The following is a 14512-nucleotide window of genomic DNA, read 5'->3' on the forward strand; positions in this document are numbered from 1 at the left end:
GCGGAACGGGGCCGTCCCCGCCGAGACGGCCCCGTTCGTCGTGCCGGACCACCGGAGTGCCGGACTAACGGACCGCTACTGCTGCTGCTCGCCGAAGTTGCGCAGGCCCTCCTTGGCCTTCTCGGTGCCCTGCTGAATCCGTTCAGAGTGCTGCCCGCCGGTCTTCTCGTCGACGAACCCGCCGGCCCGGTCGACGCCCTGCTCGGCCTTGTCGCCGTGCTTGCCCAGCGCGTCCTTGGCCTTGTCCTTCATCTCGTCGAACTTGTCGCCGATGCCCATGGTGGGAACACCTTCCTGACGCTGACGATGACGCTGAGGATGAACGTTTGACGCTTTCCCGAGTGTCCGGCGTGGACACTCCGAGCGGGGTTACCCGCTCCTCCCGGGACCTGACCCGGGACTCACCCCATCGAGGGATGCGCCAAGGAGTGACCAGGCACTAGACCTTCAGGCGGCGGAAGGAGCACGGTGACCGACCTGGCGACGCTCTCGGCGGACTACTTCGCGGACCTGCTCGAGTTCGACCCCTTCGGCGCCACGGCGTTCGGCGTGCCGGGCCACGACGACGCGGTCCCCGACCCCAGCCGGGCGGCCGACCACGCGCGCCTGGACCGGCTCGCCGGGTGCCGGACCCGGCTGAACGCCCTCGACCCGCACGCCGGCACGCCCCAGGACCGGGTCACCCGCGACATGCTGGACCGCCTGCTGGCCGACCAGGAGGCGGAACTCGCGGCGGGCCTGGGCGTGGGCGCGTTCGAGGTGGGGGTCACGGCCACCATCGCCGGGCTCCAGAACGCCGTGTTCGCCGTCGTGCCGGCCGTCCGACCGGCCGGCGAGGAGGACTTCGCCGCCTACCTGCGCCGGCTGTCCGCGCTCCCCGGCTACTTCGACGCCCTCGGCACCCGCTACGAGCAGGCCACCCGCGAGGGCAGGCACTCCACCGCCACGGGCGTGCGGCAGGCGGTCGACCAACTGCGCGCCTACCTGGCCTCGCTGCCCGCGCAGGACCCGTTCCTGCGGCCCGCGGCCGGCGACCCGGACCGGCTGGACCGGGTGGCGGCGGTCGTGGTCCGGACCGTGCGGCCCGCGGTGGCCCGGTTCACCGGCACGCTGGCCGGCCTGGCCGGGCGCGACGACGACCGGGTGGGCATCTGCCACGTGCCGGGCGGCGAGGCGGCGTACGCGGCGGCCACCCGGTCGCACACCTCGACGTCGCTGAGCCCCGAGGAGATCCACCGCATCGGGCTGGACCAGTTGGCCCGGGTGCACGAGGAGTTCGCGGTGCTGGGCGAAAGCGTGTTCGGCACCAGCGACGTCACCGAGGTGTTGCGCCGGCTGCGCGAGGACACCTCCCTGCGCTTCGACACCGCCGACCAGATCCTGGACACCGCCACCACCGCCCTGCGCCGCGCGGAGGACGCGCTGCCGGGCTGGTTCCGCCGGTACGACATCGCGCCGTGCGAGATCAAGCCGATGCACCCGGTGGAGGCAGAGAACTCCGTCCTCGCCTACTACGGGGCACCCGCCGCCGACGGCTCACGACCCGGCGCGTACGTCGTGAACACGCACCACCCGCGGTCACGGCCGAGGTTCGAGTACGAGGCGCTGTCGTTCCACGAGAGCGTGCCCGGGCACCACCTCCAGTTGGCGCTGGCCCAGTCGTTGCGCGACCTGCCGGGCTTCCGGCGGTTCGCCTACATCACCGCGCACGGCGAGGGCTGGGGCCTGTACTCGGAGCGGCTGGCCGACGAGATGGGCCTGTACACCGACGACCTTGCGCGCATGGGGATGCTGTCGTTCGACGCGTGGCGCGCTTGCCGGCTCGTGGTGGACACGGGGATGCACCACTTCGGCTGGTCCCGCGACCGGGCGCTGGCGTTCCTGCGGGACGGGTCGGCGCTGTCGGACGTCAACGTGCGCAACGAGATCGACCGGTACATCGCGTGGCCGGGCCAGGCGACCGCGTACCTGGTGGGCCGGCTGCGCATCGAGGAGTTGCGGGAACGAGCCCGGCGGACCCTGGGCGCACGCTTCGACATCCGCGACTTCCACCACCACGTCCTGGCCAACGGCGCCGTCCCACTGGACACCCTGACCACCATCGTCGACCGCTGGATCGCCGCCGGCCGATGAGCCTGCGGCCATCGGGCGTTCACCTGCGCTTCGCTTGTGCGGGCTACAAAGCGCGGACCGTCGAAGGTGGGAGGTCCGGGTGGCGCGTCGGGTTGGTGTGCTGGCGGGTGTGGTGGCCTGCTTGGTGTCTTCGGTGTCGCCCGCCGCGGCGACCGCGCCCGAGCGGTTCGAGCGGGTGGCCACGTTGCCGGTGTTCCGGAACAGTGATGCCGCGCAGCACACCGCCGCCGAGATCGCCGCCGCCACCGCCGACGGCCGGACCGTCGTCTACACCGACTCCCCCGCCGAACGCATCGGGTTCGCCGGGGTCGACCGCGACGGCCGCCTGACCCCGCGCGGCGTGCTGGCCGTACCCGGCGAGCCGACCTCCGTGGACATCGTGGGCCGGCTCGCGCTGGTGGCCGTGCGGACAGGGACCGCGTCCGGTGAACTCCTCGTGGTGGACGTCGACACGCGGGCCGTCGTGGCCACGCACGACCTGGGCGGTCAACCCGACTCGATCGACATCTCGAAGGACGGCCGGTACGCGGCGATCGCCATCGAGAACGAGCGCGACGAGGACGTCAACGACGGCGCGTTGCCGCAGGCGCCGGCCGGGTTCCTGGCCGTGGTGGACCTGGTCGGCCCGTCCACCGCGTGGACCGTGCGCCGGGTCGGGCTGACCGGGCTCGCGCAGGTCGCGCCGGAGGACCCGGAGCCCGAGTACGTCAGCGTCAACGGCCGGGACGAGGCCGCGGTCACGTTGCAGGAGAACAACCACATCGCGGTCGTGGACCTGCGGACCGGCACTGTCGTGCGGCACTTCCCCGCCGGGACCGCGACCGTGGCCGGCGTGGACGTCGCCGACGACGGCCGGATCGACCCGACCGCGACCGTCACCGCCCCGCGCGAGCCGGACGCCGTGGCGTGGCTGGACGACCGCACCCTGGCCACCGCCGACGAGGGCGACTACCGGGGCGGCTCGCGGACGTGGACGGTGTTCGACGCCGGGTCCGGGCAGGTCGTGTTCTCGTCCGGCAACGAACTGGAGCAGGTCGCGATCCGGCAGGGCCAGTACCCGGACGGCCGGTCGGACAACAAGGGCGTCGAGCCGGAAGGCCTTGCCGTGGCGACCTTCGGGCGGCACCGCTACGCGTTCGTCGGCATGGAGCGGGCCAACCTGGTCGCCGTCTACGACGTGGACAACCCGCGCAAGCCCCGGTTCGTCCAGGCGCTGCCGACCGGTGTGGGACCGGAGGGCCTGTTGCCGATCCCGGCGACCGGGACGCTCGTCGTGTCCGCCGAGGAGGACGCGGCCGACGACGGCATCCGGTCGTCGCTGACGTCCTACCGCCTGACCCACAAGCCGCTCGCGGTGTCCTTGGCGCGCAACGAGGGCGCGCCGTCGATCGTGTCCGACGGCATCGGTTTCGGTGCCCTGTCCGGACTTTCCGGCGTCCCCGGCGACTACCGGAACGTGGTCGCGGTGACCGACTCGGCGTACCGGCCGACCCGCGTGCTGACCATCGACACCACCGCCGCGCCCGCCCGCGTCCGGTCCGAGCTGACCGTCACCAAGGACGGCGCGCCCGCCTCCTACGACGGCGAGGGCATCGCGGCCAAGCCCGGCGGCGGGTTCTGGCTGGCCGCCGAGGGCAACGGCAAGAAGCTGCCCAACCTGCTGGTGGAGGTCGACGCGTCCGGGGCCGTGGTGCGGGAGGTGCCGCTGCCGGCGGAGGTGGCCGCGACCGCGTCGAGCAACGGGTTCGAGGGCGTGGCCCTGGCCAGCGAACACGTGTGGGTGGCCGTGCAGCGCGAGTGGAAGACCGACTTGCCCGGCCAGGTGGCGCTGGCCCGGTTCACGCCCGCGACGGGCGAGTGGGCTTTCGTCGCCTACCCGCTGGACGCGCCGACCACCGGCTGGGTCGGGCTGTCCGAGCTGACCGCGTTGGACGACCGGACGCTCCTGGTGCTGGAGCGGGACAACCAGCGCGGTGACGCGGCCGTGACGAAGAAGGTCTACCGGGTCGACGTGTCGGCGGTGACCCCGGTGCCGTTCGGCCGGCCGAAGCCGTTGCTGCACAAGACCTTGGCCCGCGACCTGCTCCCCGCGTCGACCGCCGGCGGCGGCACCGCGCACGACAAGCCGGAGGGCCTGGCCGTGGTCGGCTTCGGCCCGCTGCGCCGCCTGGTCGGCGCGGTGCACAACGACGGACTGGACGACGCGCCGGGCGAGTCGGTCTTCCTGCGCCTGGGCTGGATCCGCTAAGCGCTTACCGTCCGGCGGCGCGCTCCAACGCCCGCCGGACCTTTCCTCCCGCGAACGCATCCCGCAGGTGCAGCACAGAACCGTCCACAAAGGACAGCCTCACCACCGGCGGCACACCAAGGCCGTGGCCGGCGAACACCGAGTCCAAGCGGGCAACTTGCACCGCAGGCACCTCGGCGAAAGTCGTGAACACCGTCTGAGGGTCCTTGGGCTGCAACAACTTCGTCGGGTACACCACGGCCACCCGCCGGTCGCTGACCGCCAGCCGCGCCTGCCCGCGCGAGTGCGCGAAGTGGTCGGCCAGCCGGACCGCCGCGTCGGAGTTCTGCCGGGCCAGGACGAAGTAGCCCACGCTCAGGTCGTCCACCCAGTCGACGTCGGGCTGCGCGGTGACGTGCTCGGTGGGCAGCGGCCAGTGCTCCTTGCCCAGGTCCAGCTCCGGCACCTCGCCGACCGCCCGGAACGGCACCCGCACCTCCGCGCCCACCCGCGCGGCCACGTGCGCCTCGATCGGCGGCAGGCCCAGCACCAGGCGCTCACCGGGCGCGAGCCAGAACTGCCCCAGCTCCCGCTCCACGATCTCGTCGTTCACGTCGAAGGTCGTCATCGCGCACCATTCGTCAGCTCGACCGCCCGGTGCACGAACTCCGGCGCCGCGAACACGAAATCCACCCCGGAACCATCCACAAAAGACACTCGAAGACAGGGCTTGCCCTTGCGCTCGGACGGCGCGACCCCCGCGATCTGCCCGCGCGGGAACTCGTGCACCTGCGCCATCTCCGGCACCACCACCGGCTCGCCGGACGTGTTCGGCCCGTAGTCGTGGTAGCTGCCCGCGACGATCTTGGCCACGTCCACGCCGAAGTCCACGACGCTCTTGCCGAAGCTCATCGTCTTGCCCAGGAACGACTTCTCCGGCTCGGGCTCTGCCTGCGGCACGACCACCCGGGACACCACGAGCCGCTGCGGGGTCAGCGTCCACACCGAGCCGTGCCGCTGCCCGGGTGTGCCGATGGCGGGCACCGCCTGGTGCGCCAGGCACCCGGGCCCCGGCCCGAACACCAGGTGGTCGGCCACGGGCTTGTTGTTGCTCCCGCTGTCACCCTCGCTCGGCCCGAACACCATCGAGCCGACGAACTCCACCGCGAACTCGCCGACCCCGCGCCCCACGGCGCGCGCACCCCGGCCGAGCAGGCTCTTGCGCGGGTTGCCGACCTCGTCGAGTCCTTCCACGTCCAGGTAGAAGGCGCTGCGGGCGGTCGCCCACAACAACTGCTCGCCGGGACGGCACACCCGGAGCCGGGACACCAGCCCGGCCCCGGGCGCGGCGCTGAAGTTGCTCACTCGTACTCGAACCCGCGGTTCATGGCGTCCTGCCGCTCCTCATCCGAAGACGGGTCCTGCGCCTTGTCGTAGCCGTACTTGATGCCCTGCTCCATCGCCAGGCCGGGCGCGTTCTCCATGATGCCGTTGGTGATCGCGGTCGGCACGTGCGTGGTGCCGGACATGCCCGCCATGCGCAGGCCGGCCTCGGCGAGGTTGGTGGTCAGGGCGTTCGCGCCGTCGCCGTCCACGCCGTAGCGGGCCGCGAACCGGTTGCCGGTCTTGGACGCCATGGTCGCGGCCTCCTCGACGCCGTTGACCATGCGCGGCGACGCGTCGGCCTTGGTCACGATCTTGGCCAGCGGGTTCGCGTCGATCTGGCGGGCCAGCCACTTCTGCGCCATGTTGCCGTCGCGCAGCCCCTCGGCCTGCTCCACCAGCTTCTTCAACGGACCCTTGCGCAGCGCCTGGAGCATGTCCTCCAGGCGCTTGATCAGCGGCATCAGCTTGCTCAGGAGCTGGCTGACCTTCATGCCGAGCCGGCCGCCCGCGATCGACACCTGGGCCGTGGTCATCGCGCCCGCCGCGCCGAGCGAGCCGCCCGCGGTGATCCAGGACGCGGCGATCGCCGCCAGCCACTCGATGATGAGGCCCATCACGAGTTCCTGGAGGATGTCGATGCAGATCTCGACGAACGCGTCGAACAGGTCCGCCGCGATCTCCAGGATCTGCTGGACGTTGCGGATCTCGTTCGCGAACGCCTTCGCACCCTCGGCGAACTCGCCCATCTGCTGCCGGAACTTGTCGCCGGCCGCGCCCTTCCACGCCTCCGCGGTGGCCTGGGCGCGGTTGTTCTCGTGCTCACCGGCCTGGTCCAGCCACTCGGCGACCTTCGACCAGCCCTGGGCGGTGCTGCGCATCTGCTCCGGGTCGCCGATCGCCGGTTCCAGCACGAACTCCACGATCGGGCTGATCACCAGGCCGATCAGGAAGCCCAGGCCGTTGTCGACGAACGACTGGCCGGGGCTCATGACCAGCTGGAGCTGCTCCATGCGGGCGTTGACCGCGGCGATCGCGACGTCCGGCGGGCTGCTCGCGCGGGCGACGTCGCCCGCGGTGCTGACCCACGAGCTGCCGTAACCGGCGTGCTGCTCCAAGAATCCCTTGCTCTTGCTCGCCCCCGCGCTGTTGAGGCTGCCGAGGCCACCCGGGCCGCTCATGCCCTTGTCGAGGTCGGTGAACGCGGACCGGATCAGGTCCTCGACCTCCAGGTAGGTCTGCGCGGTCTGCTCGGCGCGCTCGGCGACGCCCTCCATGAACGTCTTGGCTTTGTCAGCCATGTCCTGGCATTCCTGGAGGCTGTCGAAGTACTTGAACGCCATCAGCTCGCCCAGCGGGCCGAAGCAGTCGTCGGACACGCGCGCCTGCTCCAGCAGCGTGGCGAGTTGGCCGAAGTTGCCCGCGGCCTCCTGCGAGCCCCTGCCGTGCGCGAGCAGCGCGCCGCTGTCGACGTCGTAGCCGGTCACTGTCCCCCCGTTACCTCAAGATCGATCCGAAGCCCTCGTCGTCGTCTCCGACTTCCGGGGCGGGCGGACGGTTCCGCGTGACCGGCGGTCGGTTCTGCTGCTGCCACGGCGCCTGCGGCGGTCCGGCCGGCGGCGCCTGCGGCACGGGCGGCCTCGGCGGCATTTGCGGCGGTGCGTTCGGCGGGACGTTGGTCACCGGTTCCGGGCCCAGCGGCTGGATCGGCGAGTGCGCGCCGAACGCTTCCCGGAACTGCGCGGCCTTGTCGCCCAGCACCGGCCCGACGGTGTCCTGGAGGGCCTGCGCGGCGTTCTGCGTGGCCTGCCGGATGGTGCCCAGGATCTCCTGCTGGAGCTGGGTGTGGCTCATCCGCATGGCGTTGGGCGAGAGCTGCAACCCGAGCACCGCGCCGGACGGTGCGACGGTCACCACGACCGACCCGTCCCCGTTGCGCGCCTGGCCGCGCAGTTCCGCCAGCTTGTCCTTGATCTGGGCGACCTTGCCGGCCTGTTCCCGGAAGGAACGGATGGCGTCGTCCAGCCGTGCCCTGCGATCCGGCACCTGTTCGTCCCCCTGTCACCGCAGGCGTTGCCCCATCGGGCGCAACCGTAGCAATGCCGTGGCGGCCGCGTGACCGGAACGGGGTCGGTCGGCCGCCTAGGCTGTCCGGGTGAATCCCGACTGCGCGTGCCTCGTGTGCCGCGACCACGGCCGGAAGGGCCTGGACGCCGTCGACCGCGAGCTCGTCAAGGACGTCCGCCGGCTCGGGTGGGGCGTGATCATGATCCCGGAGGACGACATCAGCGCGGGCTGGGCGTTCACCGTCGGCCTGTGGCACTCCTTCCGGGTGCCCGAGGTCGCGATGTTCGGGCTGGACACGGACGTGCTGCACCCCGTCCTCAACGCCGTCGGCGAACTGGTGCGGGAGGGTCGCGCGCCCGCGGCCGGCGACCGGGTCGAGGAGGTGCTCGGCGGCGGGTACCGCGTGTTGTTCGCCGACGTCCACGCGGACTGGCCGAAGACGTTCTTCGGCACCGCCCTCGGCTTCTACCGCGACACGGAGGGCCTGCGGTTCGTCCAGTGCCTGTGGCCGGACAAGGCCGGGAAGTTCCCAGGCGAGGACGGGTTCGCCGAAGGACTCGCCGACCTCCAGCCCCACCTGTGGCTGGACCGCGCGCGGCACCCCGAAGGGCCGTGGACCGCCCCGGACGCGTGAATTGTCAACGAACTTCGTTCATCTGAAGTCAACCATTGCCAACACCGGCTCGTTCGCGCTTGACTGGGGCACCAGTTGGTTGCTCCCGACAACCGGTGGAGGTGGACGTGATCACCCGGATCGCGGTGGCCGTCGGCGTGCTCGTCGGCGTGCTCCTGGCACCCGTGCCCGCGGGCGCGGCGCTGCCCGTCGTCAACATGGAGGCCGTCCTCAAGGCGGCGCAGATCGACCCGCGGCGGGCCGACTCCGCCATCACGCCCGGCAGCGGCGAGAGCGTGCTCCAGGTCGAACGCGCGCTCAACGCCAAGGGCCTGCTCCCCTCGACCTACGTGGACGGCCACTTCGGCACCCGCACGGTCGACGCGTACGCGGCCTACCAGCGCTCCCTGGGCTACACCGGCCTCGACGCCTCCGGGTTCCCCGGCCCCACGTCCATCCAGAAGCTCGGCGAGAACCGCTACACGGTCACCCGCCTGGTGTCGGCGGGCAGCCGCACGACCTACCACAACGCCACCATGAACACCCGCACCAAGGCCATGCTGGTGGAGGCGGAACGCCTGCTCGGCCGCACGCTCGGCATCACGCAGGGTTCGTACAACACCAGCAACCCGGGTTCGGCCGGCACCCACGACGGCGGTGGCGCGCTGGACATCTCCGTGTCCGGCATGACCGCGACGACCCGCACCACGGTCGCCCGCGTCCTGCGCCAGGTCGGTTTCGCGGCCTGGATCCGCACACCGGACCAGGGCTTCGCCTACCACATCCACGCCATCGCCCTGGCCGACCCGGACCTGTCCACCGCGGCCCAGCACCAGGCCGGCGACTACTACCTGGGCTACAACGGCCTGGCCAACCGGGGTCCCGACGACGGTCCCGTGGTCACGCCGAAGGAGACCTGGGAGGAGTACCAGCGCTGATCGCCCGATCGGGGAAACGATCAAGCGTGCGAACCTGTGCGCACCCCGCCCGCAAGCCCGCACAGGAGCACCATGCGAAGACTCTTCGCTCCCCCGACCTCCGCCTCCCCGGCTTTCGCCACACCCGCCCTCGCCTCCCCGGCCGTCGTCGTCCCGGCCGTCGTCGTCCCGGCCGTCGTCGCCTTGGTCCTGGCGACGACGGCCGCCGCACGTCCGTCCATCATGGACTTCCGCAACGGCGGCCTCCCCTGCGCCGCCACCGTCCACACCCACCCCGACCGCTTGGCCGTCCGCGTCCTCGAACCCGAGCCCCACCAGACCGTCGACTTCGCCCTGTGGCCGCAGGACAACCCGGACGAACGCATCGAACGCCCCGCCGTGCCCGTGACCCCGTCCGGCGTCGCGTGGACGTCCATGCCCGGTCCGTTCCCCCACGGCCGCGCGTACTCCTGGCATGCCCGCCTGCCAGGCGTCCCGTGGTCCCCGCCCTGCCACTACACCGTCGACACCGTCCCCCCACCCCACCCCGCAGTCACCTCCCCCAACTACCAACCGGCCTCCAGCGGCCCCTCCCCCGCCGACGAACCGGGAGTCTTCGTCCTCGACGGCGGCGGCAACCCGGACGTGGCGGGCTTCGAGTACGGGTTCGAGGAGGAGACCCCGGGCCAGACCTGCCAGGTCCAGGCGTACGACGAACTGGTGTGCGCAGAGCCCTTCTCCGCCCCAGGCACCATCCGCGCCGATAGCCCCGGTGGCCGGGTGGAAGTTCGGGTGGAGCCACCGGGCGGGTTCGCCCAGCTGTACGTGCGCTCGGTGGACCCGGGCGGACTGCGCTCGGAAGCGGTCGTCTACGAGTTCATCACCTGACCGCGGAAAGGCGGGCGGTGGCCTTGTGAGCCACCGCCCGCCTTTCCACCGGCACCGGACAGTTGGACTAGAAGGTGATGCTCCACCCGTCGATGTTCCCGGTGTCGTACGAGTACACGTCGGTCACCCGCAGCTTCCACGTGCCGTTCTTCGTCTCCGACGACGTGTTCACCGTGAGCGTCTCGTGCACGCCCGCCGACGACCCCACGCCGCCGGCCTTGCGCAACACGAACACCGCACCCGACGGCCCGACCAGGTCGATGGCCAGATCACCGGTGTACGAGTGGTTGATGTCCACCTTCACAGAAGTGGACGCCGTACCAACACCATCACAGCCGGACACCACCACCGACGACGTCACCGCCGCACCCGCGTCCGGGATCGCCACGTCGTCGGTGTTCGAACCGCCGCCACAAGAAGGCGGGCCGCCGATGAAACCGGTGTAGAGGAGCTTGTTCGGCGAGCCCGAACCCGCGTTCTTCACCACGCCGGCGGTGGCGTTGCCGGTGAGGGCCGAACGCCGCCGGGCAGGCGGTGACGACCCGTCGCCGGGTCGAGCGATCTTGTCGCATCGGGGGTTCTCCGTTCCACTCGGCCGTCCAGCAGGGGTTGGTGAAGACCGACGGCCACGTGGAACCCACCTTCGGGCGACGCGGGAACGTGAACAATCCGGGTAGTAGTACGTAGGGCTACGCAAACTAAAGCGTGGTTTCACCCGATGTCGCGGTGGGCATCCCTCGTACCTCGTCGAGTCGCGGTTGGCGGTAACGCAATGTCCGAAGGCGGGAGACAGATCGGCGTGCTTGACGTCGGCTGCTTCAGCGCGCACCTGCTCGTGGTCGCCGACCACGGGCTGCGACCCGTGCTCAACCACAAGGTCAGGTTGCGGCTCGACCAGGCCCTCGACGACGCCGCGCGGGTGCGCCGCAAGGGGATCGAGCAGGTCGTGGGCGCGGTCCGGGAGTCGCTGGCGGTGGCCGATCGGGCCGGGGTGACGCACGTCCTGCCCTATGCCACGTCGATCCTGCGGGACGCGCCCAACGCGCCCGAGGTGTTCGCCGAGATCGCGGCCGGCACCGGGGTGGCGCTGCACGTGCTGTCCGGCGCGGAGGAGGCGCGGCTGTCCTACCTGGCCGCCCGGCGCTGGTTCGGCGCGGGTCCGCTGCTGGTGCTCGACATCGGCGGCGGCACGGTGGAACTCGCGGCCGGTGACGGAGCGGAGCCGGTCGTGGTGGGGTCCCTGCCGTACGGGGCGCGGGCCGTGACGCGCCGGCCGGTGTCGATGAAGAAGGTCCGCCGCCAGGTCGCCGACCTGCTCGGGGACGTCCGCGACCACCGGGCGGTGGGCTGCTCGAAGGTGTTCCAGCAGCTCGCGCGGCTCGCCGGGGCCCGCCCGCAACGCGACGGCGTGGCCGTGCCGCGCTCGCTGCACGTGACGGACCTGCGCCGCTGGATACCGCGCCTGGAGTCGATGCCGCCCGCCAAGCGCGCGGCCCTCCCCGGCATCTCGCGGCACCGCGCCGGGCAGGCGCACGCGGGCGCGGTGGTGGCCGAGACGCTGATGCGCGCGACGGGGCACGACGAGGTGGTGATCTGCCCGTGGTCGAGCCGGGAGGGGCTGCTGCTCACCCTCCTGGACGACGCGGGCACAGGGGCTTGCCGGGTGGCGTGAAGGGACTGGCGGGGGATGCTGGCGTTGTCGGTCGAGGCCCACCGGACGGGGTGCGCGGTGGTCGTGGCGACCGGGGAGTTGGACCTGGCGGGCGCCCGCCGCGTGCTGGACAAGCTGGACCGGCTGGTCACCGAGGGCCGGGACCGGATCGTGCTGGACATGTCCGGGGTGGCGTTCTGCGGGGCGCAGGCGATGAGCGCGCTGGTGCGGACCCGGGCGCGGGCGCAACGGGCGGGCGGGTGGCTGCGCTTGGCCGCGGTGCCGCCGCACGTGCGGCGCGTGTTCGGCAAGACCGACCTGGACCGGTTGTTCCCGCACTTCCCCGACGTCGCCTCGGCGGCGGCCGGACGGGCGGTGCCCGAACAACGCACCGCATCCGACGCGCACGGCCTCACCGCCGCACCTCCGAGCGACGGCGCTTCGGGCGACGGGAGCAGCGGCTCGGCATATGAGGGACGTCCGCCGGGTAACCCGGCCGAGTGACCACGCACAGACGCGACATCCCGGCGCTGCCCGACCTGGTGTTCGCGGCGGCCGTGGAGCCCCAGCGGCTCGCCGACTGGTTGCCGCCGCCGCTGGACGTCGTCGGGCTGGCCGAGGACGACATCCTCATCCTGCGCCACCAGGGCCGGCTCACCCAGGTGCGCCTGGCCGCCGACTTCGACCACCTGCGCCTGACGTGGGAGTCCCTGGCCGACCCCACCCGCCGCGGCGCGCTGACCGTGAGCCCGCTGGGCGCCGGCCACAGCGTCGCCGAACTGGAGGTGGAACCGGACGACCAGGAGTTCGCCGGCCGCCTGCTCGACGCCCTCGCGAAAGAAGTTGAGGCCACCTTCACCGCCGGCTGATCATGGCCGCGTGCACGTCCGCCCCGCCCGATCCGACGAGTTCCCGCTGTTGCGGGCCATCGAGGTCGCTTCCGGCGAACCGTTCCGCGCCGTCGGCATGCCCGAGATCGCCGACGACGACCCGATGCCGTTGGACGCCCTGGCCCACGCGCACGTGTGGGTGGCCGCGGACCCGGACCCCGTCGCCTGGGTCGCCGCGGTGGAGGTCGACGGCCACGCCCACGTCGAGCAGATCAGCGTCCACCCCGACCACGCCCGCCGCGGCATCGGCGCGACCCTCCTCGACCACGTCGAGACCTGGGCCACGGCCCGCGGCCTGGCCGGCCTGACCCTCACCACGTTCCGCGACGTCCCGTGGAACGCCCCGTACTACCGGCGCCTGGGGTTCCACGAGGTCACGGCCCCGACGCCGGGCCTGGCGGCGATCGTCGAGGCGGAGGCGGCCCGCGGTCTCGACCCGGCGACGCGCGTGTGCCTCGCGAGGGGTCCTCGGCGCGGGGTTTGAGGGTGATACTGAACGGGCAGACCTCCCATCGCAGCCCGTTCGGAGGTTCCCCGGTGGTCGATTTCGTGCACGAGGCACTGCTCTACCGCGACGCGGAGCAGTTCCTCACCGGCACGGTGCCGTTCGTGCGCGACGGCCTGGCGGCCGGCCAGCCGGTCCTGGTCGCCGTGCCCCAACCCAACATCGACCTGCTCCGCGACGCCCTGGCCGCCGACGCCGACCACGTCGAGTTCCTCGACATGCGCACCGCCGGCCGCAACCCCGGCCGCATCATCCCCGGCGTCCTCACCACCTTCACCGACACCGCCCGCGGCGATCCCGTCCGCATAGTCGGCGAACCGGTCTGGGCCGACCGGACGGAGCTGGAGTACCCGGCCTGCGTCCAACACGAGGCTTTGATCAACACGGCCTTCGAGGACCGACCCGCGTGGATCCTGTGCCCGTACGACGCGAGCAGCCTGACTCCCGACGTCCTGGGTGACGCCGAAACCACCCACCCGGTAGTCCTGGAGGGCACCCGCCGCCGCCCCAGCCACGCCTACCGCGAGCCGTTCCTCACGGCCGAGGACTTCAACCTCCCGTTGCCGCCCCCTCCGTCCGACGCGGTGGCCCGGCGCTTCGACCTGGACACGCTGGTGGAGATGCGGCAGTTGGTCGCGTCGTACGCGGTCGAGGCCGGGCTGACCCCGAACCAGGTCGAGGACCTGGTGCTGGCGGTGAACGAACTGGCGACCAACAGCGTGGTGCACGCCAACGGGCGCGGGACGTTGCTGCTGTGGCGCGAGGGCCCGACGGTCGTGTGCGAGGTCCGGGACCGGGGCCGGTTTGCCGATCCGATGGTCGGTCGAGGCAATCCGGGGCCGCACGCGCGGGGCGGGTTCGGCGTCATGCTGGTGAACCTGCTGTGCGACCTGGTCCGACTCCACTCCCGGTCGGACGGCACCACCATCCGCGTCTACATGGGCTAACCCTCGCTGACCCGACCGCTTTCAGCCGGGCAACAGCTCTTTCGCCGCGCAGCGGCGCTCTTTCGCCGCGCAGCCGCCCGCCTTTCGCCGCGCAGCGGCTGCTTTTTGCGCCGCGCTCCGCGCGGCGGGCTGGCTCCCAGCCACGGCGGGGCTTCGGTTCCCCCACCGTATGGCCTGCCCGAAGGGCACCACAGATTTCCCGGGTGCGGCCAAAAAGTTTTGCGAGGAACGAGCGAAAGTTTTTAGCGGCACCCGGGAAATCTGTGGTTGGCTTTGCCAGGCCATGCGGTG

General features: G+C 72.0%; 16 protein-coding genes. 10 read left to right on the forward strand and 6 right to left on the reverse strand.

Translation table 11 applies throughout. The features are described from left to right. Positions 1-75: 75 nt before the first annotated feature. On the reverse strand, positions 76-279 hold the full coding sequence (locus tag RIN75_RS13915; RefSeq protein WP_309112305.1) for an antitoxin: 204 nt from the start codon (positions 277-279) through the stop codon (positions 76-78). A 189-nt stretch (positions 280-468) separates the two neighbouring features. Between RIN75_RS13915 and RIN75_RS13920 the strand changes: the two genes are divergently transcribed. Next, positions 469-2133, forward strand: a complete 1665-nt coding sequence (locus RIN75_RS13920; protein WP_309112306.1) for a DUF885 domain-containing protein — start codon at positions 469-471, stop codon at positions 2131-2133. A 79-nt stretch (positions 2134-2212) separates the two neighbouring features. Continuing rightward, positions 2213-4381: an esterase-like activity of phytase family protein gene (locus RIN75_RS13925; RefSeq protein ID WP_309112307.1), complete on the forward strand. Its 2169-nt coding sequence runs from the start codon at positions 2213-2215 to the stop codon at positions 4379-4381. A gap of 4 nt (positions 4382-4385) precedes the next feature. On the opposite strand, the gene RIN75_RS13930 is transcribed toward RIN75_RS13925, so the two are convergent. From RIN75_RS13930 to RIN75_RS13945, 4 genes are read right to left on the reverse strand one after another with little or no spacing between them, the layout of a single operon-like run. Continuing rightward, entirely contained in the window at positions 4386-4988 is a 603-nt protein-coding gene (locus RIN75_RS13930) for a hypothetical protein (RefSeq protein WP_309112308.1), read from the reverse strand. Then, positions 4985-5725: a hypothetical protein gene (locus RIN75_RS13935; protein WP_309112309.1), complete on the reverse strand. Its 741-nt coding sequence runs from the start codon at positions 5723-5725 to the stop codon at positions 4985-4987. The genes RIN75_RS13930 and RIN75_RS13935 overlap by 4 nt, the downstream gene beginning before the upstream one ends. Next, complete coding sequence (locus RIN75_RS13940) at positions 5722-7230, reverse strand: WXG100 family type VII secretion target (RefSeq protein WP_309112310.1); 1509 nt, start codon at positions 7228-7230, stop codon at positions 5722-5724. Before RIN75_RS13940 ends, RIN75_RS13935 begins: the two co-directional genes overlap by 4 nt. 10 nt (positions 7231-7240) lie before the next feature. Beyond that, on the reverse strand, positions 7241-7789 hold the full coding sequence (locus RIN75_RS13945) for a YbaB/EbfC family nucleoid-associated protein (RefSeq protein WP_309112311.1): 549 nt from the start codon (positions 7787-7789) through the stop codon (positions 7241-7243). A 109-nt stretch (positions 7790-7898) separates the two neighbouring features. Here RIN75_RS13945 and RIN75_RS13950 point away from each other — a divergent pair, with 109 nt between their 5' ends. From RIN75_RS13950 to RIN75_RS13960, 3 genes are all read left to right on the forward strand, one after another. After that, positions 7899-8444, forward strand: coding sequence for a DUF4262 domain-containing protein (locus RIN75_RS13950; protein WP_309112312.1), 546 nt, complete (start codon positions 7899-7901; stop codon positions 8442-8444). Positions 8445-8554: 110 nt separating this feature from the next. After that, a complete protein-coding gene (locus tag RIN75_RS13955; RefSeq protein ID WP_375295953.1) occupies positions 8555-9361 on the forward strand; it encodes a peptidoglycan-binding protein in 807 nt (268 codons plus the stop codon). Positions 9362-9433: 72 nt separating this feature from the next. Beyond that, positions 9434-10228, forward strand: coding sequence for a hypothetical protein (locus RIN75_RS13960; RefSeq protein WP_309112313.1), 795 nt, complete (start codon positions 9434-9436; stop codon positions 10226-10228). Positions 10229-10295: 67 nt separating this feature from the next. Here RIN75_RS13960 and RIN75_RS13965 read toward each other — a convergent pair whose 3' ends face one another. Continuing rightward, a complete protein-coding gene (locus RIN75_RS13965; protein ID WP_309112314.1) occupies positions 10296-10712 on the reverse strand; it encodes a proprotein convertase P-domain-containing protein in 417 nt (138 codons plus the stop codon). A gap of 288 nt (positions 10713-11000) precedes the next feature. Between RIN75_RS13965 and RIN75_RS13970 the strand changes: the two genes are divergently transcribed. The 5 genes from RIN75_RS13970 to RIN75_RS13990 are packed head-to-tail and all read left to right on the forward strand — an operon-like array spanning position 11001 to position 14221. Continuing rightward, positions 11001-11900: an exopolyphosphatase gene (locus tag RIN75_RS13970; RefSeq protein ID WP_309112315.1), complete on the forward strand. Its 900-nt coding sequence runs from the start codon at positions 11001-11003 to the stop codon at positions 11898-11900. A 15-nt stretch (positions 11901-11915) separates the two neighbouring features. Continuing rightward, a complete protein-coding gene (locus tag RIN75_RS13975; RefSeq protein ID WP_309112316.1) occupies positions 11916-12383 on the forward strand; it encodes an STAS domain-containing protein in 468 nt (155 codons plus the stop codon). After that, positions 12380-12748, forward strand: coding sequence for an SRPBCC family protein (locus RIN75_RS13980; protein WP_309112317.1), 369 nt, complete (start codon positions 12380-12382; stop codon positions 12746-12748). The genes RIN75_RS13975 and RIN75_RS13980 overlap by 4 nt, the downstream gene beginning before the upstream one ends. Positions 12749-12758: 10 nt before the next feature. Further along, entirely contained in the window at positions 12759-13253 is a 495-nt protein-coding gene (locus tag RIN75_RS13985; protein ID WP_309112318.1) for a GNAT family N-acetyltransferase, read from the forward strand. A 53-nt stretch (positions 13254-13306) separates the two neighbouring features. Continuing rightward, complete coding sequence (locus RIN75_RS13990) at positions 13307-14221, forward strand: sensor histidine kinase (protein ID WP_309112319.1); 915 nt, start codon at positions 13307-13309, stop codon at positions 14219-14221. Positions 14222-14512: the final 291 nt, after the last annotated feature.

The organism is Saccharothrix sp., assembly GCF_031180885.1.
Taxonomy (GTDB): Bacteria; Actinomycetota; Actinomycetes; order Mycobacteriales; family Pseudonocardiaceae; genus Actinosynnema.